Below are 26,222 nucleotides of genomic sequence, written 5' to 3' on the forward strand. Positions count from 1 at the left end.
TGTATCAATGGGTTAACTGTTAGATCAACTTACAATTAACCAATTTAAACCGTTTATACGATTAACCCTCTTTTAGTATTTTAATAATTTATCAATTGTTGCTGCCAGCCTGGCTTTAGCTAAAAAGTCATCTTCGAGCACCTTGCTCATCGGGATGGCGGTATCTAAACTGGCGCAACGCATTACAGGTGCATCCAGGTAATGGAAAAGATGCTCTCCAATCCAGGCCGAAATTTCAGCGCCGAAACCATTGGTCAGGGTATCTTCGTGTAAAATCAGCACCCGACCGGTAGCTTTTACAGCTTCTTCTACCGTTTCCTGATCCCAGGGCCGGAGTGTACGCAGATCAACCAGAGTTGCTTCTTGTTCAGGGTGATTGTTTAGATATTCCAAAGCCCAATGTACGCCTAAACCATAGGTGATAATCGTAAACTGGCTACCTGTTTTTAAGGTAACCGCTTTTCCTATTTCGGTGGTATAATAACCATCAGGTACTGCCGCAGTTAAACTTCTGTACAGGTATTTGTGTTCAAAATAGATTACCGGGTTGGGATCGGCAATGGCGGCTAAAAGCAAGCCCTTGGCATCATCTGGAAATGCAGGATAAACAATTTTTAAGCCTGGTGTTTTGGTAAACCAGGCCTCATTGCTTTGCGAGTGGAAAGGACCGGCGCCCGTTCCGGCACCTGTAGGCATGCGTACTACAACATCGGCTTTCTCGCCCCAACGGTAATGTGTTTTGGCCAAATTGTTTACAATCTGGTTAAAGCCAACACTTACAAAATCTGCAAACTGCATTTCTACAACAGCTTTATATCCATTTATAGAAAGGCCTAAACCCGCACCTACAATCGCCGATTCGCAAATAGGGGTGTTACGCACCCGGCCTTTGCCATATTTAGTCATAAAGCCATCCGTAATTTTAAAGGCACCACCATAATCGGCAATATCCTGCCCCATTAAAACCAGATTAGGATATTTTTCCATAGCGAGATCGAGTGCATCGCTAATGGCATCTAAATATCTTTTTTCAGTAGTAGCCTCGCCCGGTTGAATGATTTCGGATTCGTAAGGGAAATACATATCCGTTTCTTCCTGAACAGTATTTGGAATAGGCTCTGGCTCTTCAAAAGCTTCTTCTACAGCTATTTCAATATCTTTTTTAAACTGGATTTTAATATCGGTGATGGTATCGGTAGTTAAAATGCCTTGTTCAATTAAATATGCTTCGTAATTGTTTAACGGATCTTTCTTTTCCCATTCATCGAACATTTCTTGCGGTACATATTTGGTGCCTGATGCCTCTTCGTGGCCACGCATCCTGAAAGTCATGCACTCTACCAAAACAGGTCTTGGGTCTTTTCTGATTTCCATGGCCAGCTGATTAATGGTATCATAGACTTCAAGAATATTATTGCCGTCTATTTGCCAGCCTTCAATGCCATAACCAATGGCTTTATCAACCAGGTTTTTGCATCTGTACTGTTCTGCTTTTGGGGTTGACAGCCCGTAACCATTATTCTCGATTAAAAAGATGACCGGAAGGCCCCAAACAGCTGCAACATTTATCGCTTCGTGAAAATCGCCTTCACTGGTTGCACCTTCACCGGTATAAACCAGGGTAGCATGTTGTTTATTAGCAAGTAAATCAGCTAAGGCAATGCCATCGGCAAGAGCCATTTGCGGACCGAGGTGGGAGATCATCCCCACAATTTTATAATCTTGTGTGCCAAAATGAAAGGAGCGGTCGCGGCCTTTGGTAAAGCCGGTTAACTTGCCCTGCCATTGGGCCATTAATTTCTTTAGCGGAATATTACGTGAGGTAAAAACACCTAAATTACGGTGCATGGGTAAAATGTATTCCTCAGGCTGCATGGCCATTGTACTGCCAACAGCAATGGCTTCTTGTCCAATACCCGAAAACCATTTGCCTATGCGCCCCTGGCGTAACAATATGAGCATTTTATCCTCCACCATCCGGGGATAAAGCAGCTTTTTGTATAAATTCAGTAAGAATTCGTCGTCTTTATCTCTTCGGTTGAAATGCATATTTGGTTGTTTGGCTAATGGTTTCTGATTAAGATTCCCGGTTCTTTTTCATCTCCTCAAACTGCTTTGCAAAAGATTTATCGGCAACTTTTGGCATCTCGCGGTATTTGCCCCAACTCTTTTTGAAGAAGGTTTTGAGCATAAAGTTTTTAAATTTTCCACCAAAGAAATCCATCCATTTGCGTTTTTGCATCATCCTGTTAAACATGCTCCAGCCCATTTCTTCCTTTTTCCCATTTTCATGGCCTGCTGCAGCATCCCTACGGTTGAGCAACAACATTTTATGGATATCGATTTTTACAGGACAAACCTCCGAGCATTTTCCGCAGAGACTGGAAGCATAGCTTAAATGCTTAAACTCTTCCATGCCTTTTAAATGCGGGGTAATTACAGAGCCAATCGGGCCACTGTATGTGGTGTTATAGGTGTGCCCGCCAATATTTTTATATACAGGGCAAGCATTTAGGCAAGCACCACAACGAATGCAGTACAAGCCCTGTCGCTGGTCTTTTTGCGCCAGTAAATTGGTACGGCCATTATCCAGCAGGATAACATACATTTCTTCTGGGCCATCCGTTTCGTTTGGCTGACGCGGACCGCTCAGGATACTATTGTAAACCGTCAAATTTTGTCCGGTACCGTGTGATGCCAGTAAAGGCCAGAACAGATCCAGGTCGGCCATAGAAGGAATTACCTTTTCGATACCAACAATGGCAATGTGTATTTTGGGGAAAGTAGTGCTTAACCTGGCATTGCCTTCATTTTCGGTGATAGCAATACTTCCCGTATCGGCAATCAGGAAATTACCACCACTGATACCGATATCGGCATTTAAATATTTATCTCTGAGTAGTTCCCTTGCTTTTTGCACCAGCTGCGGTGGTGTGGCATCAAGCGGGGTTCCAAATTTATCGTGAAATAACTGTGCAATATCAGTAGCACTTAAGTGCATGGCGGGGGTAACAATGTGGTAGGGTGCCTGACCCAATAACTGAACAATGTATTCGCCCAGATCACTTTCCAGCGATTCGATATTGTTCTGCTCCAAAAAATAGTTCAGGTGGATTTCTTCAGTCGTCATCGATTTAGATTTGATGACCGTTTTCCCATTGTTTCTTTTAATGATATTGAGGATTTCCTGCTGAGCTTCTGCCGCATCGTTGGCCCATATTACTTTACCACCTCGGCGCTGAAAGTTCGATTCGAACTCAGGTAAGAACTTGTCGAGGTTTTCCATTACACGCCATTTAATTACATGGGCCTTTTTTTTAGAAGCTTCGAGATTTTCGAATTTCGATAAGCCGCGTTCAACTGCCGCATTGTATTTACCAATATTGTAATTTATGGTTTTACGGTGCGGTAAATCGAAAGCTTTCTCATCAGACTTCTCTAAAAATTCCTCGGCAGTTTTCATCAATGGCAATTTATATAGGGGTAACGAAGAATAGCTGCTTTTAGTTCAGGCTACGCTGTTAAAAACCAAAGATATGAATTTATGCAGGCACCAAAAGTAATGTGCATAAAAAAGCCCCAACATTTCGTTGAGGCTGAGTATTTTGAATATTATTTCTTCGGATTTCCTTTTCCGTCCATGTCTACTACCGGGCGTTTAGCTCTGTTGGCAAGCTCCCATGCAGTGAAATAGGTTAATTTTGCCCTTTTTGCCAGGAGCGGGAAGTTGATTTTGCTTACTTCATCGCCAGGTTTGTGGTAATCCTGTTGTAACATTCCATCGTAATAGAAAATAATCGGAATACCTAATTTAGCAAAGTTATAGTGGTCTGAGCGGTAATAAATCTGCTCAGGATCTTTTGGATCATCGTATTTATAATCCAGTTTCATTTTGGTATAAGTGGCATTTACCTGCTCACTGATGTTAGCCAGATCACTGCTTAACATTTTCGAGCCTACAGAGTAAATGTAGTTTGCCGAATCTGGCTTACCCAGGTATTCTTCACCTGTACGGCCAATCATATCGGTGTTTAAATCGGCAATAGTATTGGCAACAGGGAAAACAGGATGCTCAGAGTACCATTCAGAACCCCAAAGCCCTTTTTCTTCACCAACAACAGTCATAAATAAAATACTGCGTTTAGGACCTTTACCTGCCTTTTTAGCATCGGTAAATGCTTTTGCCATCAATAAAACACCGGTAGTTCCAGATCCGTCATCATCTGCGCCATTGTTTATTTTATCCGAACCTGGAGCATCGGGAGTAATACCAATATGATCGTAGTGACCAGTAAGGATCAAAACTTCTTTTTTAAGTACCGGATCAGAACCTTCTAAGTAACCCAAAACGTTTTCGCACCTAACTGATGCTTCGTTTTTGGCTGCACTTGCAGAAAAAGGAACGTTTAATACCTGTGAAGCAGGTGCCTGGCTTTCTACTATTTTTTTCTGTAAATCGGCGGCAGTTGTATTTGCTCCTTTTAATAAATCGTTTGCAACTGCTGTAGAAATCGAAATGCGCGGGATATCATTTTGTTTTTGGGCTTCGATCGCTGCATTGGTTTTTACCATTACCCTGCCTTTGTTTTGGGCCTGCTTGGTATTCTCTGTAATCCTGTCTACCATAGGATCAATCAGAATGATGGCCTTTACGTTGTTCTCAGCAAAATATTTCGCACGTGTTTCGAGCATGGCACGGTAAGCTGCCCTGTCAATTCTGGTGCCTGGCTTTATAGTTGGATCACCGGCACTGAACATCATTACCACTTTTCCTTTAATGTCGGTTCCGTTAAAGTCGTTATAGTTGTCTTTTTTAACACCGTAACCGACAAATACAATCTGATCGGTAGAAAAAGTAAAACCGTTATCGCTGATTAAGCTTGGCGACACGATATAATCTTTCTGGTATTCTTTCGGCTGACCGTTAACGGTTACATGGCTTTCTTTTAAAGTAACATTTACCAGGTTAATTTTCTGGAAATAGCTACCATCAACCGGACCTTTTAAGCCGATAGATTTAAAATAATCGCGAATATAATCGGCGGCCATCCAGGCCCCTTTGGTTCCTGTTTCACGACCTTCGTATTCATCAGATGCCAAAACAGAAAGGTGCTTGTAGGCATTATCAGGATTAATGGCCTTGCTAAACTTGATAGCGTCTTTATTGGCCGGTAGTGGTTTAATCTGACCAAAACAACTTGCCGTAACAAGCGTAGCCAAACCAAGGGTTAAAAACTTTTTGTTCATTATGATAATAGTTAGTTGAGTTTCTGTTTAGCACGAAATTTTTTCGACCCGGTTTTGGTGGCGACCGCCTTCAAATGCTGTAGTTAAAAAAGTTTCGGTAATTTTTTTTGCTTCATCTGCTGAAACAAAACGTGCCGGAATACACAATACATTTGCGTTATTGTGCTGACGTACCAAAGAGGCTACTTCGTTCTCCCAACATAAGCCTGCTCTAATGCCCTGATGTTTGTTGGCAGTAATGGCCACACCATTGGCCGAGCCGCAAAGTAAAATACCGTAAGTAAATTCTCCACTTTCAACAGCGTTAGCAACAGGATGCGCAAAATCAGGATAATCAACTGAATCTGCACTATAAGGACCAAAATCCTTTACCTCGTAGGCTTGTAAAAAATCTTTTAATATTTCTTTGTATTCGAATCCGGCATGATCCGCGCCAATAGCAATTTTAATTTTTGTATCAGACATTGTTCAAATGTATAGAGAATTATGAATTCTGTTCGTAATGTTTTTGTTAGTTAGCGTAGAATGCCGCTTCTGTCTTTTTCTTCTTTCTTTCAATGTAAGCTGAAACAAAAATGCTTAGCTCGTACAGTAAGAATAGCGGAGTAGCCACAATCAGCATCGTCATGATATCTGGTGTAGGCGTTACAATAGCTGCGATAATTAAAATAATTACAGCAGCGTACCTTCTGCTTGCCCGCATCAGTTTCGGGGTCATTAATCCCAGCTTTGATAAAATGAAAATGATTACCGGAAGCTCAAAAATAATACCTGTACCTAAAGTAAGTGTCGCAACTGATGAAAGGTAAGAATCGACAGTGAAAGTGTTTTTAATTTCTGTACTAACGGTATAGCCTGTTAAAAAGTTAACTGATAAAGGACAAACAACAAAATAGCCGAAAAGGATACCGATAACAAACAATACAGATGCAAAGAATACAAAACCGCTTGCAGATTTGCGCTCATTCTCGTGCAGGGCAGGTTTAACAAAGCGCCAGATTTCCCATAACAGATAAGGGAAGCCCACCACAATACCGCACATAACACACACGTTTAACTGCAGGTTAAACTGACCTGCCATTTCGGTATTGATGATTTCGCCGTTAATTTTGGTGATACACATATCCTTGCCGAGCGAAGGAAAGTGCTCTACCAGTTTGCACATCATGCGGTAGGTCCAGAAATCGGGCTTTTTAGGTCCGAAAATAATTTTATCTAAAATTTCTTCATTGAAATAAAACGCGATACCCGTAAATACGGCAACTGCAATTACTGCTCTGATTAAATGTTTACGGAGTACGTCGAGATGATCGAAAAAAGACATTTCTGCCTCTAAGGTTGTACTCTTTTGCCCGATTGCTTTTGTAAGGGCTGTTTTTTTATTGTCGCTCATGTTGAAAACAAAAATACCATTCTATTTGAATAGAATGGTATTTACGTGTTAAATATAGAAATAGTTTATATTATTCTGAGAAATGACTGAAAAAATCGAACTCAGCCGTTGCAATAATTTAAAGCTGCGCCTTAATTATGCTCAATTGCTTTAAATTGGCTGCATTGGTGTAATTGAATTGATATACTCCATCTTCTCCTGTTACGATCAAAGATTTGGGGCCGGCGATAACATCAAAACTTTTGATATTCTTTAAATGCTGCAACAGGTTGTCGCCTATTTTAGTTTTATTGGCAATGTTAAAACTCTTTATTCCGAAGTTGCCTTCGCATAAAAACAAATTATCTCCACTGGTGCTTAAACCATGCGGGTTTTGCATCGGATAAACTGCAAGCTGTTTCGGTTTGGCTGGATCTTCTATATCTACAACTTCCAATTGATTGCTCGCTTGCCTGCAAGTGTTGCCCGTACGTAAGGTAACATAAGCGTATTTTCCTTGCACAACAACTGGGTCACAAGCAAAAATGTGGCTGTAAGTAGAAAGTTGAACCGGATTGGCAGGATCGGTGGCGCTAAAAATGTGCATGCCTCTATTGGTACCGATAAATAATTTATTTTCGTACGGGAAGATAGTTTCAACACCCCAAGCTAAAGTAATAGCCTTTAAAAAGGTTGGATTCGATGCTGTTTTAACATCAAATAAACTCAGGTTATTTAATCCCACCGTGTACAAATAGTCGTTCATTAAGGTAAATCTGGCCATTGAGCCTCCTTGCCCCGAACCACCCTGCGATGAAGAATTACTGTAAGCATCATAATATATTTTATCCTTACTGGTCCGTTTTTTTACTATTGTGTCTTTATAAGTGTAAAGATACTTTTCAGAACCTGGACTATACAGTTGATTGAAAACATCTGTTAACCTTTTAACCTGCTTGATATTGTTCATGTCCGACAGATCAAAAGCAAGTAAATCAATAAAATTATCGGCGTAGAGGATATTGTTGTGGATCGCTAAATCTACGTTTCCCGGAATTTTCAGAAAAGCCACATTTACCGGCGCATTCGGATTAGCATTGTTGTAGATGTGGATACCTTCATTAGGTTCGTTGATAAAAAGGTAATCGTTGTAAATGTAGATTTTGCCAGTCCTTTTGGCGGGAGTGGCTTTGGTTATTCCCGTAGGCAAGGCCCTCATTTCCTTAACGGAAATCATTTTTACAATTTGGATGGTTTCATACTCGTCTTTTTTGCAGGAAGTAAATACAGCAAAAGCAAGTACGAAAAGGATGACGTTAATTAGATTTTTTTTCATTACCGGAGTGTTTTTGTATATAAACGTAACGAGCTAACTAAATGCTACAGTTGAAGTTAAATATTAATGATCAGCTATTTATCCGGGCTGAATAAAAATTTGAGGGCAATAAAAAAGGCTGTTCAAATATTTTGAACAGCCTTGATATGTTTTAACGTTATAATCGTTTTTATCCTTCTGAAAATTCAAAGGTTTCCATGAATTTTGTGGTGAAATTACCTGCTCTGAAGTTAGGATCTTTCATCAATTGTAAGTGAAAAGGAATTGTAGTTTTAATACCTTCAATTACAAATTCGCTTAAAGCACGTTCCATGGTACAAATTGCTTCTTCGCGGGTTTGAGCCACGCAAATTAATTTGGCAATCATCGAATCGTAGTTGGCAGGAATTGAATATCCAGCATAAACGTGCGTATCTACACGTACACCGTGGCCACCTGGCGAATGGAAATTCGTAATTTTTCCTGGTGACGGGCGGAAATTGTTCGCTGGATCTTCGGCGTTAATACGGCACTCGATAGCGTGCATTTCAGGGGTATAGTTCTTACCTGAAATCGGAATACCGGCTGCAACTTTAATCTGTTCTTTAATTAAATCGAAGTTGATTACCTCTTCTGTAACCGGGTGCTCTACCTGGATACGGGTATTCATTTCCATGAAATAGAAATTACGGTGTTTATCAACCAGGAACTCAATAGTACCTGCGCCTTCGTAATTTACAGCCATAGCGCCTTTAATCGCAGCTTCACCCATTCTTAAACGCAGTTCTTCGGTCATAAATGGCGAAGGTGATTCTTCTACCAGTTTTTGGTGACGGCGTTGAATTGAGCAATCGCGTTCTGATAAGTGACAGGCTTTGCCAAACTGATCGCCAATAACCTGGATTTCAATGTGACGTGGATCTTCGATATATTTTTCCAGGTATAAACCATCATTACCGAATGCTGCACCAGATTCCTGACGTGCACTATCCCAGGCATTTTCAAAATCTTCATCTTTCCAAACTACACGCATACCACGGCCACCGCCACCGGCAGTAGCTTTAAGGATAACCGGATAGCCCATTTCGTTGGCAATAGTAATACCTTCTTTCACGCTGGTAAGTAAACCTTCCGATCCTGGAATGGTTGGAACACCGGCATTTTTCATGGTTGCTTTTGCCGAAGCTTTATCGCCCATATCGTTAATCTGCTCTGGCGTAGCACCAATAAACTTGATGTTATACTCGCGGCAGATGTTAGAAAACTTAGCATTTTCTGACAAGAACCCATAACCTGGGTGAATGGCGTCGGCATTGGTTAACTCTGCCGCCGAAATAATATTGGGGATATTTAAATAAGAATCTTTACTAGGCGGGGGACCAATACAAACGGCCTCATCAGCAAAACGTACGTGTAAACTTTCGCGATCGGCGGTAGAATAAACAGCAACCGTTTTGATGCCCATTTCCTTACAGGTACGGATAATACGCAAAGCGATTTCTCCCCTGTTGGCAATAAGTATTTTTTTAAACATAATTTTACCTTTTCTGATTACTAATTAATCTGTGTAATCAATAACTAAATAGGTTCTACCAAAAATAATGGTTGGTCGTACTCAACAGGTGATGCATTATCAACCAGGATTTTAACGATACGGCCTGAAACTTCGCTTTCAATCTCGTTGAAAAGTTTCATTGCCTCAATAATACAAACTACTTTACCTGCACCGATTTCATCGCCAACATTTACAAACATTGGTTTTTCCGGACTAGCTGAACGGTAGAAAGTACCAATCATTGGAGATTTAATGGTGATGTATTTCGAAGTGTCTTCTGCAGCAGGAACAGCAGGAGTTGCTGCAACCGGAGCAGTAGGAGCTGTAGCAACTGGTGCAGCAGCCTGAACAAGCGGAGCTTGCGGGATGGTAGCATGCACAACTGTAGGTGCTTGGTTTGTTTTGATCGTGATTTTGAAGTCCTCTTGCTCAATAGCAACTTCGTTTACTCCAGAACGAGAAACAAATTTAATCAGTTCCTGTATTTGTTTGATATCCATTTTTTAATCCTTGTTATGTGAAAAAAAGTGTATAAATGAATTAACTAAGTTATACTTTTTTTGTTTTAAATTTTAATTGTGGTTGATAGTCTTTTTGTTGCTGGCTAATGGCCAATTTCACTCCAAACTGCCAACTCTAAACTATACGGTATCGTATGCCCATTTCAGGTACACAGAGCCCCAGGTAAAGCCACCACCAAATGCTGCTAACACAATGTTATCGCCTTTTTTAAGCTTGCTTTCCCATTCCCATAAACACAATGGAATGGTACCGTTGGTTGTATTACCATAACGCTCAATGTTAATCATTACCTTATCGGTAGTAACGCCCATGCGGTTTGCAGTTGCATCGATAATACGTTTGTTGGCCTGGTGAGGTACCAGCCAGGCTACATCATCAGCAGTTAAGTTATTGCGTTCCATAATTTCGGCTGCAACATCAGCCATATTGGTTACGGCAAATTTAAATACTGTTGGGCCTTCCTGGTGCGCAAAGTGCTCTCTGGCATCAATGGTTTCGTGCGTTGCCGGTTTAACAGAACCTCCGGCTTTCATACCTAAGAAATCTCTTCCGGCTCCATCGGTTCTCAAGATAGAATCCTGAATACCTAAACCTTCTTCATTAGGCTCTAATAAGGCACAGCCGCAGCCATCGCCAAAAATAATGCAGGTAGTACGGTCTTCGTAATTAATAATCGACGACATTTTATCGCCACCAACTACCAATACTTTTTTATGTCTGCCCGACTCGATAAAAGATGCACCTGTTGAAAGGCCGAAAATAAAGCCAGAACAAGCGGCCTGTAAATCGTAACCCCATGCATTGGTTGCACCAATTTTATCAGCTAAAACGTTTGCAGTTGCAGGGAAAGTAAAATCGGGAGTAGTGGTGCAAAAGATAATCAGTTCAATTTCCTTTGCATCAATTCCTCTCTTTTTAAGTAAACCATTTACAGCATGAACAGCCATATCTGAAGTACCTAAACCTTCTCCTTTTAAAATTCTACGTTCTTTAATTCCCGTTCTGCTGGTAATCCATTCATCCGAAGTGTCAACAATGGTTTCTAACTCTGCGTTTGTAAGCACATAGTCGGGAACGTAACCATTTACTGCTGTAATAGCAGCGTGAATTTTACTCATTTTAAGAATTTTAATAAATTATTTAAATGCCATTCTAATTTTTTCTACCAATCCGGTAGTAATCATTTCCCTGGATTGGAGTACCATATTTTTAACGGCTAACGGGCTGGAAATACCATGTCCGATAACTACGGGAGCGTTAACACCTAATACCGGGCTTCCACCATATTGCTCATAATTAAAACGATCAAAAAACTCATCTTTTAATCCTTTCTTGATGGTTAATACGTAAAATGATTCAGCCAGTTTAAGCATTACATTCCCGGTAAATCCATCACAAACAATTACATCAGCCTTGTCATTAAATAAATCCCTGCCTTCAACATTGCCTGCAAAGTTAAACAGGTTGGTATCTTTCATCAACGGAAAAGTAGCCATACTTAGCATGTTTCCTTTTTCGTCTTCTTCACCAATGTTCATTAGCGCTACCTTAGGATCGGTTATCTGCAAAAGATTTTCTGCATATAAACTGCCCAGTACGCCAAATTGTAATAAAATATCGGGTTTGCAGTCGGCATTAGCGCCAACATCTAAAAGCAAGCCAGTGCCGCCTTTAATTTTAGGAAGGATTGTACATAAACAAGGGCGAATAATGCCCGGAATGGTTTTAACGCTAAATACAGCGCCAACCAACATTGCTCCAGAGTTACCTGCACTGGCAAACGAATCGATTTTACCTTCTTTTAGAAGATTAAAACCAACTGCGATGCTCGAGTTTGGTTTCTGAACAATTGCTTTGGTAGGATGTTCGCCCATACCAATTACTTCATCAGTATGAACGTATTCAAAATGATCTGGATTAAAGCCTTCTTCTGCTAGAATGGGTTTAATCTGTTCGGTATCGCCAATAAGAACAAGGTGCTCTCCGGCGTTAAGCGATTGATGAGCAGCTATTGCTCCCAAAACAATTGCTTTGGGAGCATAGTCTCCGCCCATTATGTCGAGGCCTATTTTCATAGAAAAAATCTGTTTGTGTTAAGTCAGGTGTAATCCTGAATTTTTCAGTTGACTAAGGTATGACTAAAGCCGCTGAAAACACAAACAATTTTTTAAGAAAATTACCCAATCTGAGTATTTTCGATAACCAGTTTGCCGTTGTAGTATAAGTTACCATCAACGTTGTAAGCACGGTGAGGTACGTGGATAGCACCTGTTGCCGAGCAAGTTGCTAAAGAAGGCGCAACAGCTTTATAGTGTGTTCTTCTTTTATTTTTTCTCTGTTTCGAGATTTTCCGTTTTGGATGTGCCATTGGTGTATAATCTAATTATTTTTTTAACTTATTAAGGGCTTCCCAACGTGGGTCGCTTGTTTGTTCACTTTCTTCTGCTTGCTTCGCAACCGATAGTTGCTCCAGGCGCTCAACCATATTCTGGTCGCAATCCTGGTTTGCCTGCCCGCAATTTTTGATATAAGGTACCGCTACGTTTATCATTTCGTACAAAGGCCCCGATAGATCAACTTCAGAGTCCTTACGGCTTAGCGTAATAATTTCTTCATCATCGCTCTCCAGTTCATCCTCAGCAAATTTTACAATCTGCCTTTCATAGAGGTTTACCGGATAAGCAAATTCTGATAAACATTTATCGCAATCTAATTTTACTGTACCAATAACTTTGAATTTCAGAATTAACATGGTCTCTTGTTTCTCAAGTTCCAGGTCAACCTTTAAATCTCCGCTTTTAATCAACGAATACTCAAAAGCGTTAAAAAAGCTGTCACCAAGCTCATAATCAAATTGATGAGTTCCCAATTTTAACCCGGTAAACGGTAATGAAAATTGTTTTAGTGGCTTCAAAGTACTGTAAAATTTTAGCCTGCAAATGTAGGGATAAAATAATTAGATTAAAAATGTTTTTTGAAAATTGTTGATCTTAACTCTTGATTTTTAGACCTTACAGGTTTTTAAAACCTGTAAGGTCTGTATAAGATTAGCCAGCCAGCACCATTTCCTTATTGTTTCTGCTCCATTCGCTCCATGAACCCACGTAAAGCTTCGGGATTGGTAAACCAGCATAATCCATTGCTAGCAGCGTATGGCAGGCAGTAATTCCTGATCCGCAATGTACAATGGTGTGTTCGGTTTCAATGCCAGCCAGCGCTTTACTGTATTTGTCTTTTAACTCTTCCGGAGATAAAAAGAAGCCCTTTTCATCTAAATTTTCGGTAAAGGGAATATTGGTAGCAGCTGGGATGTGGCCGGCAATTAAATCAATTGGTTCGGTTAAACCACCGTAACGGTTGGCATCGCGCACATCAATTACCATATAATCGTTGTTTTGTGCTACCTCTTCTACCTCGTTTATATCAGAGAGGGGCAGCTTCCATTCAGCAATTGTGTAAGGTTTAGCAGATTTAGGCGTTTCAACTGTATTGTTGGTTGGGAAACCCGCATCAACAGCCGCCTGAAATCCACCATCAATTACCTGTACTTTTTCATGGCCAATGGCTTTGAGCATCCACCATAACCTGGCTGCAGCATTGCCTCCGTTTTTATCGTCGTAAACCACCACATGACTATCCTGATCAATACCAAATTTGGCCAGAACCCCGGCAAATTGTTCGAAAGTAGGTAAAGGATGACGGCCACCCTGAGCGAAATCGCCGATATTAGCCAAATCAGCGTTTACATCGGCAAAAAGTGCACCCGCAAGGTGTTGTTCGTCATAGCGCGCCTTTGAGCCCGCACTGGCATCGATAAGCACGATTTCATTGGTTTGATTTAAAGCAATTAAATCTTCTGGTTTTATGATAGGGGATAGTTTATTACTCATGTTTTTAGCTGTGTTGTTTTTTAAATAAGGCCAAAAGTCCCAAAATTGGTCCGATGGCTAAAACCATATAAAGATAATGCGAATTCATCTCTTTTGATAACATATTAATCACCTGGATACTCACAATAGTAATGGCAAAGCCAATGCAGTTCACCAGGGTAAGCGAGGTTCCCCTTAGTGCTTCGGGCGCGTTTTTGGCTATTAATGAAGAGAATAGGGGCGAATCTGCCGTGCCTGATAATCCCCAGATAAATAAAAAGATCAATAGTGCATAAACAGAGTGGGAGAAAAGGAAGATTGGGGAAAGCAAACAGCATAAACCAGAAATGGCCAGGGCGATCATCGCAATGCGTTTAGCACCGAATTTTTGAGATAACAACCCACCTGCCATACAGGATACGCCACCTGACCCGATTACCAAAAACGAAAACAAAGGAATATTTAACTGTGCAGTAGGGTGCACGCTATTGTAATGTAAAAGCATTGCCGGTAAAAATGCCCAAAAGGTGTATAGTTCCCACATGTGGCCAAAGTAACCAAAAGCAGCCGACCGGAAACCTGCATTTTTAAACCCGCTTAAACTGGAACAGAAGTCAAATTTTTGCCCTGGCTTTCTAAATGGCCCATCGGGAACAAGGAAAAAGATGGCGCAGGCACCAATTACCGATAAAATTGAGGTGGCATAAATCACATATTTCCAGGGGAAATTTGCCGTAAATGTTTTTAACAGGTGCGGAAAGGCTGTGCCTAATACCAAAGCGCCTACCAGAAAGCCCAGCGATTTGCCTAAACCATCTTTAAAATAATCGGATGCTATTTTCATCCCCACAGGGTAAATGCCAGCCAGCATAAAGCCCGTTAAGAACCTGAATAAAAGCAATAACCTTACATCGGCTAGCTGCAGGCAAATAGCCAGGTTAAATAGTGCTGCAGCAATACCACAAACAAAGAAAACTTTCGATGGCGAGAAAATATCGGAAATGGCGAAGAAAGCAAACACCAGTGTCCCGGTAATAAAACCAAATTGCACCATGCTGGTTAAGTTGGCCAGTAGATTTTGTGCTAACGGGAAATTTTTAACAATATCAGACAATACCGCATTGCCCGCAAACCACAAAGAAGTGCACAAGAATTGCGAAATCACAATAATGGGCAGTATGCCAGTAGGTTTAGTGGCTTTCATTGATAAAACTTTTTCGTTTTAGCGCTCCACATACATAAGTGTAACTAAGCTTTGGTCTTTAAGCTTTCAGCTTTAGTCTTCCAGCTTTCCCTTAAGAAGCATCATCCTTAATATCGAACTGTGTTTCTACCACTTTACCGCCCGTACGCAGTTGGTTGCCCAGCATCTCTTCCTGCTCCCTGCGTTTTTTTACAATGTGGATAGCAGAAAACAAAGCTTCGGTAAAAGAAGTTGGATCGGCCAGGTCTTTACCTGCAATGTCGTAACCTGTTCCATGATCGGGAGAGGTACGCACAAAGTTTAAACCAGCAGTATAGTTTACGCCATTATGGAAAGCGAGTGTTTTAAAAGGAATCAGCCCCTGGTCGTGGTACATGGCCAGTACAGCATCAAATTGTTTGTAGCTGCCATTGCCAAAGAAACCATCGGCTGGGTATGGTCCGAAAACCATCATGCCTTTATCGTAGGCCTCCTGAATGGCCGGACTTATAATTTCGGCTTCTTCTGTGCCCAATAAGCCATTATCGCTGGCATGCGGGTTAAGGCCCAAAACGGCGATTTTAGGTTTTTCGATCCAGAAATCTTTCTTTAAACTATCATTAATCAGCTTTAATTTGCTGGTAATTTTTTCTTTGGTAATTGCCGCCGGCACGTCTTTTACCGGAATGTGACCGGTAACTACACCTACGCGCAAACCTTCGCTAATCAAAAACATCAGTACATCTTTACTGCCGCTTTTTTCCTGCAGGTATTCGGTATGGCCCGGAAAAGCAAAAGTTTCTGATTGAATATTATGTTTATTAATTGGAGCAGTAACCAGGGCATCAATCTCGCCGTTTACCAGATCGGCTGTAGCACGCTCTAACGATAAAAGTGCATACTTACCACCTGTGGCGGTAACCTGGCCCAGTTCTATTTTTACATCTTCTTCCCAGCAATTGATCATGTTTGCCCTTTTTGCCTGTGCCTGGTTGGCATGGTTAATCACGTTAAAGCTGAAATCGCCCAGGCTGTTTGCCTTTCTGTGAAAAGACGAAACCTTGGTGTGGCCATAAACAATTGGAGTACAATAATTTAAAATTGCAGGGTTGGATAATGTTTTAATAATTACCTCTAAACCTATGCCGTTTACATCGCCTATACTAATACCAATTTTAAGTTTATTGCTCATAATTACTGGAAAATTTTAGCGCAAATTACTGATTTTCGATTAAAGAGGTGCTTACCCGATAAAAATTAGTTATTTTGTACAAAATAGAGTCGCCACGGAAACACGGTTTGCACGGAAAGGGGATTATGGTTTTTCCTTTCTTTACAAAGTTTCTGTGGGTTTCGTGCCTCCATGGCAAAATAAAGCGTAAAGATGAGTTTAGTAAAAGCAAAAAAACATTTAGGGCAACATTTTTTAACCGATAAAGGTATTGCCAACCGCATTGTAGAAGCGTTGGTAAGTACCGATAAATACAACCAGGTTTTAGAGGTAGGCCCCGGGATGGGAATCCTGTCTGATTTTTTGTTGCAACGCCAGGATTTACAAACTTATCTGATCGATATCGATACCGAGTCCTTTCACTTTCTGAATGAGAAGTACCCGCAATTGGGCGATCGTTTAATTAACGGCGATTTTTTGAAACTCGATTTTGATGCCATTTTTCCAAATCAGTTTGCCATTATTGGTAACTTTCCCTACAATATTTCTTCACAGATTTTATTCAAAATTTTAGATAACCGCCATAAAGTTGTCGAAATGGTGGGCATGTTCCAAAAAGAGGTGGCACAGCGCTGTGCAGCTCCGGCGGGCAGTAAAGAGTACGGTATTCTGAGCGTTTTTCTGCAGGCTTATTATAAAATCGAATACCTGTTTACCGTTAAGCCGGGTACATTTAATCCACCGCCAAAGGTGCACTCTGCAGTAATCCGATTAACCCGTAATGCGGTCGAAACTTTGGATTGTGATGAAAAATTATTCTGGCGGGTGGTTAAAGCAGGCTTCAACCAGCGCCGTAAAACTTTGCGCAATGCGGTTTCTGCAGTAATGCCTAAAGATAAAATGGACGACCATATTTACTTTGAAAAGCGTGCCGAGCAGTTAACCGTTGCCGATTTCGTGGCTTTAACGCAACACGTAACTAAGTTGATGGCGGTTTAATCGGCAACAATTTTGTCGGGCTTATTTTTTGAAAAGCAGGCTCTGGTGCATTTCGGTTCCGGTAGCCCCGTTTTTCGTTTAAAGTCCTCGCTGCGCTCCGGGCTTAACACTTCAACCGGGTTTATTTAACTTCAGGTACTACAATATACTAAGGTTATGTTCTCCTCGTTCTGTTTTTTCCGCAATTAAGAGATTCTTCACTGCGTTCAGAATGACAGTGAGAGAGAGAAAAGCTAAAATATGTGTCATTCCAAAATCGGTGTAATCACCCGCTTGCGCTTTCTTGCAAAATCATGATTATTCTCAACTAATTTCTCCTTTCCTTTGCCTCATAATTATAAACATCATGGTTAATTATCGCGAAATTTTTGACGAGCAGGGAATGGATTATACCACTTACCGTCAATTGATTGACAAGCTTTTGGCTGAAGGGCAAACTACCGGTCCGGATAATTCTGAAGCAATGCTACACTACACTAAAATGAATGTGCAGCGTATGAACCGTGTAGATAAAACGGCAGCTTTAAATGAAGCACTAACCACTGCTATCACCAATTTAAAAGGAAGCTATAAATTATGGGTAATTAGCGAAGGCTGGTGTGGCGATGCTGCACAGATTGTTCCGGTTTTTAACAAAATAGCCGAAGCTGCTCCAGATAAATTTGAACTTAAGTTTGTACTGCGCGATAAAAACCTGCCGCTAATCGATGCACATTTAACGAACGGTGGTAGGGCGATACCTGTTTTATTGGTGCTGGATGAAAAAGGAGAAAAAGTAATAAAAAGCTGGGCACCACGACCTCAGGTTTTACAAGCTTTATTAAAAGGCTGGAAACAGGAAAATACCGATCCGATGGCTACTGCCGAAAAACTGCACAGCTGGTACGCAAAAGATAAAACGCAAACTACACAAGGAGAATTAGCGGAATTATTGACCGGGTTGGAATAACCAGCCCGTCACCCTGAACTCGTTTCAGGGTCTCTTCATTACAACGGGAGTCAAGCTTGGGAACTAATCAACAGAAACGGTTAAACCTTCTTGTTGTAAGATTTTGCGGTAAACTTCCATTTCGGTAAAAGAACCTTCCAGTACGGGGCATTTACCCTCATTGTGCACTTTCCAGGCAATTTTTTCGGCCTGCGATTCGCTGTAGTCTAAATATTTCATCATGCAAAAAATCACATGATCGAAAGTATTCACATCGTCATTCCACAAAATAAGGCGATGTACAGTTTTAAGGGAAGTTAAAATTTCTTCGAGTGTAAAGGTCTCTTCTTTGGTTTCTGTAGACATGGCGCAAAAATAAACATTAGTATCAAGTATTTGGGTATATAGTAGCAAGATTTTGTTCCTTCGGTAATAATAATAGCTTAGACAATAAATGATTAACTTTGTTTAACCAAATTATAATACATACGAGCATGCATCAATCTAAAATTGCCGGAATTGGCTACTATGTTCCGAAAAATGTATATACCAACACCGATCTAAGCCGTTTTATGGAAACCAGTGATGAATGGATTCAGGAACGTACGGGTATTAAAGAGCGCCGTTTTGCCGACCGCAACGAAGAAACCACTACTACAATGGGGATCGAAGCCGCTAAAATTGCCATCGAACGTGCTGGTATTACGGCAAAAGATGTCGATTTTATTGTTTTTGCCACGCTTAGTCCCGATTATTATTTTCCCGGTTGTGGGGTTTTACTGCAGCGCGAAATGGGTATGGGCGAAATCGGTGCCTTAGATATCCGCAACCAATGTTCGGGTTTTGTGTATGCACTTTCTGTTGCCGATCAGTTTGTAAAAACCGGCATGTATAAAAATGTACTGGTGGTTGGGAGTGAAAAACATTCCTTTGCCATGGATTTCGAAACCCGGAGCCGCAATGTTTCCGTAATTTTTGGCGATGGTGCAGGTGCAGTGGTTTTGCAGCCAACAGATGAGCAGGGAAAAGGTATTTTAAGTACGCATTTACATAGTGATGGTGCCGATGCCGAAATTCTGGCCATGTATTATCCCGGGTCTCATGCCAACAAATGGTTAAAAGATAAACCAGCCTATCCGGAGCAAGAACTGGGTGGTTTATTTATGACTCCTGAAATTTTAGAAAGTGGCGCCGCTTTACCGTATATGGATGGCCCTGCTGTTTTTAAAAAAGCCGTTGTTAAATTTCCTGAAGTGATAAAAGAAGCTTTAGCGGCTAATAATTTAACGGAAAAAGATATCGATATGTTGGTACCCCATCAGGCCAATTTGCGTATCAGCCAGTATGTACAGCAGTTGTTAGGTTTAAATGATGATCAGGTGTTTAATAACATTCAAAAATATGGAAACACTACAGCCGCTTCTGTACCCATTGCCTTATGCGAAGCCTGGGAAGCGGGTAAAATTAAGGATGGCGATCTGGTTTGTCTCGCTGCATTCGGATCGGGTTTTACCTGGGCCAGTGCTTTAATCAGGTGGTAAGGTATATGTGAGGTCAGATGTTTCCATCTGAGAGATTCGTCATTGCGAGAAGGCTTTTTCAGCCGACGAAGCAATCTTTATAGCAAGAATTACCGGCATGAAAGATTGCTTCCCCGAGGAGTCGGGGCCGGCTGTGGTACCTCCTCGCAATGACGTCCCTTCGATTATCTTTCCCCAAATTCCTTCGACAGGCTCAGGATGACATCTTAAGCCATTGATTATTTTCTGCTTTTAGCTGCAATAAAATCCCGTAAATAACTGCAATCACCTGCAGCCACCTGGTAATAAGGTGTTTTGTTGTAATTCAATCTCAACTCAATGAAATAAGGGTTGTTGTAGTTGGCTTTGATAAAATTCTTCCATTTTACATCCGTTTTATCATAGTACGAGAAAGATAGCGGATGTGCATTCATAATAATTTGTTTTTGCAGGCATTTGGCCAGCATGAAAGTACATTTCGCTTTAAAATCAGGATTGGTACTTAACGACCTTGCTTTTAAATACCAGGCTTTGGCTGTTTGTGCTTTTTTGTAATCGACATCGTAAACAAATTTGGCTGGTGCACTATTGTCATATGAAGACCAATCGTAGCTGATTAAAAACCAGCTGTTGCCATAATAGCCTGTTTGGTAAACCGCATTGGCCATTTTATAATAATAGGTTGCCGCATTCTTTTTATCGCTCACCAGCAATTTCTGTAAACGGAGCATCTCTGCCGCAAAGGCCTTTTTGGTAACCGATGTTTTAGCCGCTACATATTGCTTAGGATAGTCGTTAATGGTTTCGATAAATGGATTGGCATAAAGTTTTGAATTCGATTCATCTCCATACCAGTTTTCAGGCGCAAAGTATTTATAATCTGCCGAAACCTTTGCAAACATTTGAACAGCCTTGTCATACTGATGGGTACGTAGATAAGTGGTGCCATAAAGCTCATAAAAATCGTCGTTTTTAAGCTGGTTAAGCGCCGAGGCCAATAAAGCGGTAACATCATTACCCGCTGCTTTGGTTTTATAAACAGCTAAGCCCTGCATACTTTTCGGGCTCAGGTTTTTTTGCCAGAAAGCAATCGTCTGGTAACTCATGTTTTGGAACAGCGAATTTTCTTTTAATGTTTTATATCCAATATCGCCTTTAACCATTGCCAGGGCTGCTTTGGCAGTATCGCCTAAACTTAAATAGGCAGGTGCCAGTATTTGCTGGTAAAAATTTCGTGTGGTTCTGCTAAAGCGTTTTTCGGCTCCGCTACCATAATCGTAATACTGTCCGTTGGGTTGGGTTTTATTTTCTGCAAAACGCTTTTCATCCAGCCATTTTAAAGTGGGTAGCAGGTCATTTTCGTTAAAAGGACTACCTTTTTTGATGTTTTTAGCTTTAATCAAGAGATCAGTAATGCGGTATTGATCGCGCAACCTTTCTGGTAATTTATCAGGTTTTAAAATGGCCAGGTAATTAGCGGCCATAAAATCTTTGTTTTCCATCCACGATAAATAGGCTGCTGTTAAAGTGCCCAGTTCGGGTTGTGGATATTTTTTTTCTGTAGCCAATTTAACCGCAAAATTTCTGATTTTGTTCAGGTGTTTAAGGTTTACAGCTTTTAAACTGTCTTTATATTTAGAGCCACCATTATCCGAGAAATAATAATTATAAGCTATTTTGGCGATATCATTAGCTTCAATCAGATCTTGTTCCAGTTTATTTACCTCGCGTACCAGTAACGTTCCGTTCAACTGGCTTTTTGGCTCGTACTGATAAACTTTTTGTATGCTTTCAATACCTGAATCAGCATTGCCGAAGCCATTTATAGCCCAGATATTGGCTTTTTCATTGTCAGTTTTGGCATATTTTAAGGCGCCATTTACAGGAGTGCTGTTGTAATAATAGTTTTTATAGGCTTGCACTCTTCGCTCGGGGTTGCTGGCGAAAACTTTGGAGAATAAAAACGCAGATTCTTCAGGATTACCTAAGCGCCTTGTAGAACCAGCGTATAATGCCAGCCCCCAGCCTTTAACCGCGCTGTTTAGCTTGCTTGGTTTAATGTATTTCTCGTAGGTTGATTTACTCTCGGCATGGTAGCCACCAAAATGGAACATCCGGGCCGATTGGTAAGCATATCTCAATTTCAGGAAGTCATCTTTTTCATCGGCGGTCAGTTTTAAGCCTTCATTTGCTTTTGCGGCCATGGCTGCGGTATCACGAGGCGCAGCATCCCACAGACTGAACTCTACGTTAGCTAGTGGTTCGCAGCTTTTGGCAAACAGATAATATTTTAGTGGAGCTTTACGTTTGCTCAAGGCCTGGATAAAAGAATTTTGTTGCAGACTATCGGGCAATTGCGATAGGTTTCCGTCGAAATTAGCCAGTTTGACGCTGGTTGCACTGTCGGCTTTGTACATTACTTTCAGTACATCTTCTTTTTTAATGTTGAGGTATTTGGCCCATTCGCCGCTATTGATATCGGGCTCGCTTTCTACATCCTCCTCACTGTTTAAATAAACCATTTCATTGAAAGCAAAAGGTGCATACTCATCTCCCTCAATGTTGTTGTGGAAATAGGAAATGTAATAATCGTAGGGGTCAATTTCACCCCCACAGGCAATGTTTACGGCAATTTCGCCGAAAAAAGTAAGGAGAAATACACTAGAGATAAGCGATAATTTTTTGAAAGTCATCATGGGTAAAATGTTTTAACAGGTCGGTGTCTAAATGGTAGAAAACAAGGTTTCGTTCTTCAGGCTTTAAATATCGGGATAAAAATTTAGCAGTAGTGGATAAATTTGATGCCGAAATTTCCTCCCAGCGCACTACATCACCTTTTTTTAAGCCAGCTGTGGGATAATCGACCAACAAGTCGAATAAAATAGTATTTCCGCGCTGCCTAAAAAGTTTAGGGTTTTGTAAAACTGTTTTACTGATGTGTTTGGAAATACCTGCATATTCCTGATTTCTGAACACTACAGCCCACTCAAAAATGGGTAAAGCTACGTCAAGTTGAAGAGGATATTGCGCGAGGAAATCTTTCAGGTAAAGATTCATTTCATGCTGATCTAAAATCGAGTTCTGTTCGCCATATTTACGCAGATTACCCATATTGTAGCACATCAGCATCGCTTTTTCCACCGGAGGAATTCCGCTTGATACGACATTTTTTACCTGGTGAAGGCGCAAGGTAACCGATACCGCTTTATGCTTTAAAAGTGGGTTGGCCTTTAACTCTTTTAGAAATTTAAAATAAGACGCACGGGTTGTTTTAGTCCAGTCGCAATCGATTTGCAGTTCGGTATAATTTTGCTTCCCGGCTTGTTTAACCTTATCATCAACAAATTTAGCTATGCGACTGGCTAAAATGCCCGTTTGTTGCGAATCGATTTTGTTAAATACATTGTTTACAATGAATACTACCGGAATAATAGCTATTCCGTCGGGTACCGGATCGGAAAATTTAATGGGCGAAACCGGGGCAGCTTGTTGCACATCGGGGTTAAAATCTACGTCCATGATGCGCACATACAGCGATTTTGATTTAAACTGATTCAGGTAAGCGGTTTCTGCCGGTTTATTGCGGTAATCGGTTTTCCAGTAATAAAAGGTAGGATGAATAACCGGTTTTTGTTTACAGCCCAATAAGAAAAAGGCAAAAATCACTAAAATACTTATCTTGCGCATATCAATTTTATCGATCAAAAGTAATATAAAATGCGGGCAGTTTTACAAAGAGTTACACAGGCAAGTTGCACTGTTGAGGGCGAAATAACGGGGCAGATTGAAACGGGTTTTTTGGTGCTGCTGGGTATCGAAGATGCCGATACAGCAGCAGATTTAGATTGGTTGGCGCAGAAAATTGTGGGCATGCGGGTGTTTGGCGATGAAAATGACCTGATGAATAAGGCCCTTGCCGATGTAGATGGAAATATTCTTTTAATCAGTCAGTTTACCTTATTTGCATCGACCAAAAAAGGCAACCGGCCGGGATTTACACGGGCCGCCAAGCCTGATATTGCAGTGCCGCTTTACGAGCAGATGATTAAAAAATTATCGGCTTTGCTGGGTAAGGAAATAAAAACCGGAATTTTTGGGGCAGATATGAAAATCGCTTTGCTTAACGATGGCCCGGTTACCATATTAATCGATACGAAGGATAAAGAATAAATTAAACTCGAGGCACATGGTAAATAACATCAACTTTAGAAAATCAACATCCGCTCAATTGGATGTATTAGTGCTTGGGGGATTTGTTCTTGTGAAACTCATTTTGCCTTTCTTTTTGGTAAATACGGCTTATAGCTTGCATCGCGACGAATTTTTACACCTCGATCAGGCCCATCACCTGGCCTGGGGTTTTCAGTCGGTACCACCACTTACTTCAATTTTTGCCGTTATAATTCAATTTTTAGGTGGAAGCGAAGCAGCTGTAAGATTGGTTACAGCAAGTATTGGTGCGCTAACCTTAATTTTTACCTGGAAAATTGTGGCTGAGTTTAAAGGCAGGCTGTATGCCAAAGCGCTTTCGGCTATTGCTTTAATTTGCTGCGCTGTTGGGCGTTTGGATTTACTTTTTCAGCCCAATGCATTTGATATCTTAAGCTGGACAGCCATTTACTTTTTTCTTATCAGGTATTTTAATACCAGGGCAAACAAATATCTGTATTTAACCGGAGTAGCCTTGGGAATCGGTTTTCTAAATAAGTACAGCATTTGTTTTTTAATAGCAGGTCTTATTCCTGCATTGTTTATTGCTAACCAAAGGAAAATTTATGCCAGCAAGCATTTGTATGGAGCAGGCCTTATTGCGCTGTTAATTATGTTGCCGAATCTGCTTTGGCAATATCACCATCATTTTCCGGTTGTAGGGCACATGAAAGAACTGGCCCGGACTCAACTCGATAAAATAAACAGGGTCGATTTTTTAAAAGATCAGTTGTTGTACTATTTCAATATCATTTTTATAGTATTGGCTGGTTTGTGGGCTTTGGTGTTGAGTAAAACTTTTAGTAGTTACCGTTGGATTGTGATCGGATTTGTGATCTCGCTGGCTTTGTTTACCTGGTTCAGGGCTAAGGCTTATTACGCAGCGGGTTTGTATCCGGTTATTATTGCTGCAGGTTGTAGTTATCTGGCCCTGCAATTTAACCAGGGATGGAAAAGAAAATACCTTAGGGCTTTAATCGTAATTTTACCCCTGGCACTGTTTAGTGTTACCTTAAAATATGCTTATCCCGTTTTAAGTCCACAACAGATTGTTGGTTCACATGATAAGTACGCCCGCGTGGGAGCTTTACGTTGGGAAGATGGTTTGCAGCATGATTTGCCACAGGATTTTGCCGATATGCTGGCATGGAAAGAAATGGCTGCTTTAACAGATATTGCTTATGCAAAGGTGAAAGATAAATCGGCTTTACTGGTGCGTGCAGATAATTATGGAGAAGCGGGAGCGATAAACTACTATTCGAAATTTAAAAATATAAATGCGGTTACTTACAATGCCGATTACTTGTACTGGTTTAAAATGGATAAACCAATTAAACACGTAATTTTGGTCAGGGAATCGAACGAAGAAGATCCGCAACGTAAAAAAGAGCAGCCGTTTTTTAAAAAAATAACAAAAATAGGCGAGGTGACCGTACCTTATGCCAGAGAAAAAGGTGCAGCGGTTTTTTTACTGGAGGATGCCACCATTGATATTAACAGCAGGGTACAAACTGAAATAGAAGAAGAGAAACATGACCATTAACGAAGCACAGGAAACCGTAGACCGTTGGATCAACACCACAGGAATCAGGTATTTTAACGAGTTAACCAATACCGCCATTTTAATGGAAGAGGTGGGCGAAGTAGCCCGCATTATGGCCCGTAAGTACGGTGAGCAATCGTTTAAAAAAAGCGACGAATCTGTAAACCTGGCTGATGAAATGGCCGATGTAATGTTTGTTTTGATTTGCCTGGCAAACCAAACCGGCATTAACCTAACCGAGGCTTTAGAGAAAAACCTCGAAAAGAAAAGCATTCGCGATGCCGACAGGCATAAGAATAACGAGAAATTAAAACCTTAAATCCCCCGCAGGGGACTTGTGTTTCCTGCCTAAGCTTTCTTTAGGCGGTTGGAGGTACAAACTCCATCAAACTGCGGTAAGCCACGAAACGGTTTTTATATCTTTCGTTTAGTTCAGCTTGTAAAGCCGGGGCATACACTTCCTGGTACTGGTTGTAATTTTCTAAACTATCTACCACGTATTGTGCGCAGTAAGTTACCCCTTCATTTGGAGAATCGACTACTTTTAACAAGCGGTTAGATACAAACATACCGGTTGCCATTACCTGTGGGATGTGTGTTTCCTGCATCCACTGTAACCATTCTTTGGCAGCAGAATCTTCTAAAATGAGCGTAACATTGTATAAAAACATGGGGCAAAGATAGTAATTTCCTAAAAGATTATGATTTTTGAGTCGTCTCGAAATGACGAGGGAAGCAATTTGGCGTTTGGCTTCAGTTAACCGGTTAACCAGTTCTAACAATTAATCA

At 40.9% G+C, this 26,222-nt stretch carries 25 protein-coding genes; 6 read left to right on the plus strand and 19 right to left on the minus strand.

Annotated elements, in window-relative coordinates; genetic code table 11:
• Positions 1–72 precede the first annotated feature (72 nt).
• From BLR37_RS04640 to pdxA, 15 genes are all read right to left on the minus strand, one after another.
• Entirely contained in the window at positions 73–2,049 is a 1,977-nt protein-coding gene (locus tag BLR37_RS04640; RefSeq protein WP_090765239.1) for an alpha-ketoacid dehydrogenase subunit alpha/beta, read from the minus strand.
• A 28-nt stretch (positions 2,050–2,077) separates the two neighbouring features.
• Entirely contained in the window at positions 2,078–3,466 is a 1,389-nt protein-coding gene (locus tag BLR37_RS04645) for a LutB/LldF family L-lactate oxidation iron-sulfur protein (RefSeq protein ID WP_090765242.1), read from the minus strand.
• 146 nt (positions 3,467–3,612) lie between these two features.
• Positions 3,613–5,247 (minus strand): M28 family peptidase, encoded by a 1,635-nt coding sequence (locus BLR37_RS04650; protein WP_090765245.1) that lies wholly within the window; start codon positions 5,245–5,247, stop codon positions 3,613–3,615.
• Positions 5,248–5,274: 27 nt separating this feature from the next.
• Positions 5,275–5,712, minus strand: coding sequence for a ribose 5-phosphate isomerase B (gene rpiB / locus BLR37_RS04655; protein ID WP_090765248.1), 438 nt, complete (start codon positions 5,710–5,712; stop codon positions 5,275–5,277).
• Positions 5,713–5,758: 46 nt separating this feature from the next.
• Positions 5,759–6,640: a twin-arginine translocase subunit TatC gene (gene tatC / locus BLR37_RS04660; protein WP_090765251.1), complete on the minus strand. Its 882-nt coding sequence runs from the start codon at positions 6,638–6,640 to the stop codon at positions 5,759–5,761.
• Positions 6,641–6,758: 118 nt separating this feature from the next.
• Complete coding sequence (locus tag BLR37_RS04665; protein ID WP_090765254.1) at positions 6,759–7,955, minus strand: LVIVD repeat-containing protein; 1,197 nt, start codon at positions 7,953–7,955, stop codon at positions 6,759–6,761.
• 169 nt (positions 7,956–8,124) lie between these two features.
• Positions 8,125–9,468 (minus strand): acetyl-CoA carboxylase biotin carboxylase subunit, encoded by a 1,344-nt coding sequence (gene accC / locus BLR37_RS04670; protein WP_039480523.1) that lies wholly within the window; start codon positions 9,466–9,468, stop codon positions 8,125–8,127.
• A 44-nt stretch (positions 9,469–9,512) separates the two neighbouring features.
• Positions 9,513–9,989, minus strand: a complete 477-nt coding sequence (gene accB, locus BLR37_RS04675) for an acetyl-CoA carboxylase biotin carboxyl carrier protein (RefSeq protein WP_039480520.1) — start codon at positions 9,987–9,989, stop codon at positions 9,513–9,515.
• 141 nt (positions 9,990–10,130) lie between these two features.
• Positions 10,131–11,129, minus strand: a complete 999-nt coding sequence (locus BLR37_RS04680; RefSeq protein WP_090765259.1) for a beta-ketoacyl-ACP synthase III — start codon at positions 11,127–11,129, stop codon at positions 10,131–10,133.
• Between the two features lie 18 nt (positions 11,130–11,147).
• Positions 11,148–12,086: a phosphate acyltransferase PlsX gene (gene plsX, locus BLR37_RS04685; RefSeq protein ID WP_090765262.1), complete on the minus strand. Its 939-nt coding sequence runs from the start codon at positions 12,084–12,086 to the stop codon at positions 11,148–11,150.
• Between the two features lie 101 nt (positions 12,087–12,187).
• Positions 12,188–12,379, minus strand: a complete 192-nt coding sequence (rpmF, locus tag BLR37_RS04690) for a 50S ribosomal protein L32 (RefSeq protein ID WP_039480510.1) — start codon at positions 12,377–12,379, stop codon at positions 12,188–12,190.
• A 15-nt stretch (positions 12,380–12,394) separates the two neighbouring features.
• Positions 12,395–12,880, minus strand: coding sequence for a YceD family protein (locus tag BLR37_RS04695; protein WP_244154595.1), 486 nt, complete (start codon positions 12,878–12,880; stop codon positions 12,395–12,397).
• Positions 12,881–13,058: 178 nt separating this feature from the next.
• Positions 13,059–13,901: a sulfurtransferase gene (locus BLR37_RS04700; RefSeq protein WP_090765266.1), complete on the minus strand. Its 843-nt coding sequence runs from the start codon at positions 13,899–13,901 to the stop codon at positions 13,059–13,061.
• A gap of 4 nt (positions 13,902–13,905) precedes the next feature.
• Entirely contained in the window at positions 13,906–15,084 is a 1,179-nt protein-coding gene (locus BLR37_RS04705) for an MFS transporter (RefSeq protein ID WP_090765269.1), read from the minus strand.
• Between the two features lie 91 nt (positions 15,085–15,175).
• Positions 15,176–16,255 carry a 4-hydroxythreonine-4-phosphate dehydrogenase PdxA gene (gene pdxA / locus BLR37_RS04710; protein ID WP_090765273.1) on the minus strand — a complete coding sequence of 360 codons (1,080 nt, stop codon included), beginning with the start codon at positions 16,253–16,255 and terminating at the stop codon, positions 15,176–15,178.
• Positions 16,256–16,447: 192 nt separating this feature from the next.
• On the opposite strand from pdxA, the gene rsmA reads away from it, so the two are divergent.
• Positions 16,448–17,233 carry a 16S rRNA (adenine(1518)-N(6)/adenine(1519)-N(6))-dimethyltransferase RsmA gene (gene rsmA / locus BLR37_RS04715; RefSeq protein WP_090765275.1) on the plus strand — a complete coding sequence of 262 codons (786 nt, stop codon included), beginning with the start codon at positions 16,448–16,450 and terminating at the stop codon, positions 17,231–17,233.
• A gap of 346 nt (positions 17,234–17,579) precedes the next feature.
• Complete coding sequence (locus BLR37_RS04720; protein WP_090765278.1) at positions 17,580–18,182, plus strand: thioredoxin family protein; 603 nt, start codon at positions 17,580–17,582, stop codon at positions 18,180–18,182.
• A gap of 63 nt (positions 18,183–18,245) precedes the next feature.
• Here the strand turns inward: BLR37_RS04720 and BLR37_RS04725 are convergent, their stop codons facing one another.
• A complete protein-coding gene (locus BLR37_RS04725; protein ID WP_039480490.1) occupies positions 18,246–18,527 on the minus strand; it encodes an ATP-dependent Clp protease adaptor ClpS in 282 nt (93 codons plus the stop codon).
• Between the two features lie 128 nt (positions 18,528–18,655).
• Between BLR37_RS04725 and BLR37_RS04730 the strand changes: the two genes are divergently transcribed.
• On the plus strand, positions 18,656–19,702 hold the full coding sequence (locus BLR37_RS04730) for a 3-oxoacyl-ACP synthase III family protein (protein WP_090765281.1): 1,047 nt from the start codon (positions 18,656–18,658) through the stop codon (positions 19,700–19,702).
• A gap of 218 nt (positions 19,703–19,920) precedes the next feature.
• Here BLR37_RS04730 and BLR37_RS04735 read toward each other — a convergent pair whose 3' ends face one another.
• Positions 19,921–22,377, minus strand: a complete 2,457-nt coding sequence (locus tag BLR37_RS04735) for a hypothetical protein (protein WP_143009532.1) — start codon at positions 22,375–22,377, stop codon at positions 19,921–19,923.
• The gene (locus tag BLR37_RS04740; protein WP_244154596.1) at positions 22,343–23,368 is read right to left on the minus strand and encodes a hypothetical protein; all 1,026 of its coding nucleotides are present in this window, start codon (positions 23,366–23,368) and stop codon (positions 22,343–22,345) included. Before BLR37_RS04740 ends, BLR37_RS04735 begins: the two co-directional genes overlap by 35 nt.
• Before the next feature lie 30 nt (positions 23,369–23,398).
• Between BLR37_RS04740 and dtd the strand changes: the two genes are divergently transcribed.
• From dtd to BLR37_RS04755, 3 genes are read left to right on the plus strand one after another with little or no spacing between them, the layout of a single operon-like run.
• Entirely contained in the window at positions 23,399–23,851 is a 453-nt protein-coding gene (gene dtd, locus BLR37_RS04745; RefSeq protein ID WP_090765290.1) for a D-aminoacyl-tRNA deacylase, read from the plus strand.
• Between the two features lie 16 nt (positions 23,852–23,867).
• A complete protein-coding gene (locus BLR37_RS04750; RefSeq protein ID WP_090765293.1) occupies positions 23,868–25,433 on the plus strand; it encodes an ArnT family glycosyltransferase in 1,566 nt (521 codons plus the stop codon).
• On the plus strand, positions 25,423–25,752 hold the full coding sequence (locus BLR37_RS04755; RefSeq protein WP_090765295.1) for a nucleotide pyrophosphohydrolase: 330 nt from the start codon (positions 25,423–25,425) through the stop codon (positions 25,750–25,752). The genes BLR37_RS04750 and BLR37_RS04755 overlap by 11 nt, the downstream gene beginning before the upstream one ends.
• Before the next feature lie 40 nt (positions 25,753–25,792).
• On the opposite strand, the gene BLR37_RS04760 is transcribed toward BLR37_RS04755, so the two are convergent.
• Positions 25,793–26,104 carry a DUF4286 family protein gene (locus tag BLR37_RS04760; RefSeq protein ID WP_090765298.1) on the minus strand — a complete coding sequence of 104 codons (312 nt, stop codon included), beginning with the start codon at positions 26,102–26,104 and terminating at the stop codon, positions 25,793–25,795.
• Between the last annotated feature and the right edge of the window lie 118 nt (positions 26,105–26,222).

The organism is Pedobacter soli (genome assembly GCF_900101435.1).
GTDB lineage: Bacteria > Bacteroidota > Bacteroidia > Sphingobacteriales > Sphingobacteriaceae > Pedobacter > Pedobacter soli.

Bases quoted from the DNA above. Each gene is read 5' to 3' on its own strand.
- rpiB (WP_090765248.1), bottom strand. From the start codon at position 5,712: ATGTCTGATACAAAAATTAAAATTGCTATTGGCGCGGATCATGCCGGA.
- BLR37_RS04725 (WP_039480490.1), bottom strand. From the start codon at position 18,527: ATGTCTACAGAAACCAAAGAAGAGACCTTTACACTCGAAGAAATTTTA.
- BLR37_RS04650 (WP_090765245.1), bottom strand. From the start codon at position 5,247: ATGAACAAAAAGTTTTTAACCCTTGGTTTGGCTACGCTTGTTACGGCA.
- BLR37_RS04680 (WP_090765259.1), bottom strand. From the start codon at position 11,129: ATGAGTAAAATTCACGCTGCTATTACAGCAGTAAATGGTTACGTTCCC.
- BLR37_RS04755 (WP_090765295.1), top strand. From the start codon at position 25,423: ATGACCATTAACGAAGCACAGGAAACCGTAGACCGTTGGATCAACACC.
- accC (WP_039480523.1), bottom strand. From the start codon at position 9,468: ATGTTTAAAAAAATACTTATTGCCAACAGGGGAGAAATCGCTTTGCGT.
- BLR37_RS04740 (WP_244154596.1), bottom strand. From the start codon at position 23,368: ATGCGCAAGATAAGTATTTTAGTGATTTTTGCCTTTTTCTTATTGGGC.
- BLR37_RS04750 (WP_090765293.1), top strand. From the start codon at position 23,868: ATGGTAAATAACATCAACTTTAGAAAATCAACATCCGCTCAATTGGAT.
- accB (WP_039480520.1), bottom strand. From the start codon at position 9,989: ATGGATATCAAACAAATACAGGAACTGATTAAATTTGTTTCTCGTTCT.
- tatC (WP_090765251.1), bottom strand. From the start codon at position 6,640: ATGAGCGACAATAAAAAAACAGCCCTTACAAAAGCAATCGGGCAAAAG.
- rsmA (WP_090765275.1), top strand. From the start codon at position 16,448: ATGAGTTTAGTAAAAGCAAAAAAACATTTAGGGCAACATTTTTTAACC.
- BLR37_RS04735 (WP_143009532.1), bottom strand. From the start codon at position 22,377: ATGATGACTTTCAAAAAATTATCGCTTATCTCTAGTGTATTTCTCCTT.
- BLR37_RS04640 (WP_090765239.1), bottom strand. From the start codon at position 2,049: ATGCATTTCAACCGAAGAGATAAAGACGACGAATTCTTACTGAATTTA.
- dtd (WP_090765290.1), top strand. From the start codon at position 23,399: ATGCGGGCAGTTTTACAAAGAGTTACACAGGCAAGTTGCACTGTTGAG.
- rpmF (WP_039480510.1), bottom strand. From the start codon at position 12,379: ATGGCACATCCAAAACGGAAAATCTCGAAACAGAGAAAAAATAAAAGA.
- BLR37_RS04720 (WP_090765278.1), top strand. From the start codon at position 17,580: ATGGTTAATTATCGCGAAATTTTTGACGAGCAGGGAATGGATTATACC.
- BLR37_RS04730 (WP_090765281.1), top strand. From the start codon at position 18,656: ATGCATCAATCTAAAATTGCCGGAATTGGCTACTATGTTCCGAAAAAT.
- plsX (WP_090765262.1), bottom strand. From the start codon at position 12,086: ATGAAAATAGGCCTCGACATAATGGGCGGAGACTATGCTCCCAAAGCA.
- BLR37_RS04705 (WP_090765269.1), bottom strand. From the start codon at position 15,084: ATGAAAGCCACTAAACCTACTGGCATACTGCCCATTATTGTGATTTCG.
- BLR37_RS04700 (WP_090765266.1), bottom strand. From the start codon at position 13,901: ATGAGTAATAAACTATCCCCTATCATAAAACCAGAAGATTTAATTGCT.
- pdxA (WP_090765273.1), bottom strand. From the start codon at position 16,255: ATGAGCAATAAACTTAAAATTGGTATTAGTATAGGCGATGTAAACGGC.
- BLR37_RS04760 (WP_090765298.1), bottom strand. From the start codon at position 26,104: ATGTTTTTATACAATGTTACGCTCATTTTAGAAGATTCTGCTGCCAAA.
- BLR37_RS04665 (WP_090765254.1), bottom strand. From the start codon at position 7,955: ATGAAAAAAAATCTAATTAACGTCATCCTTTTCGTACTTGCTTTTGCT.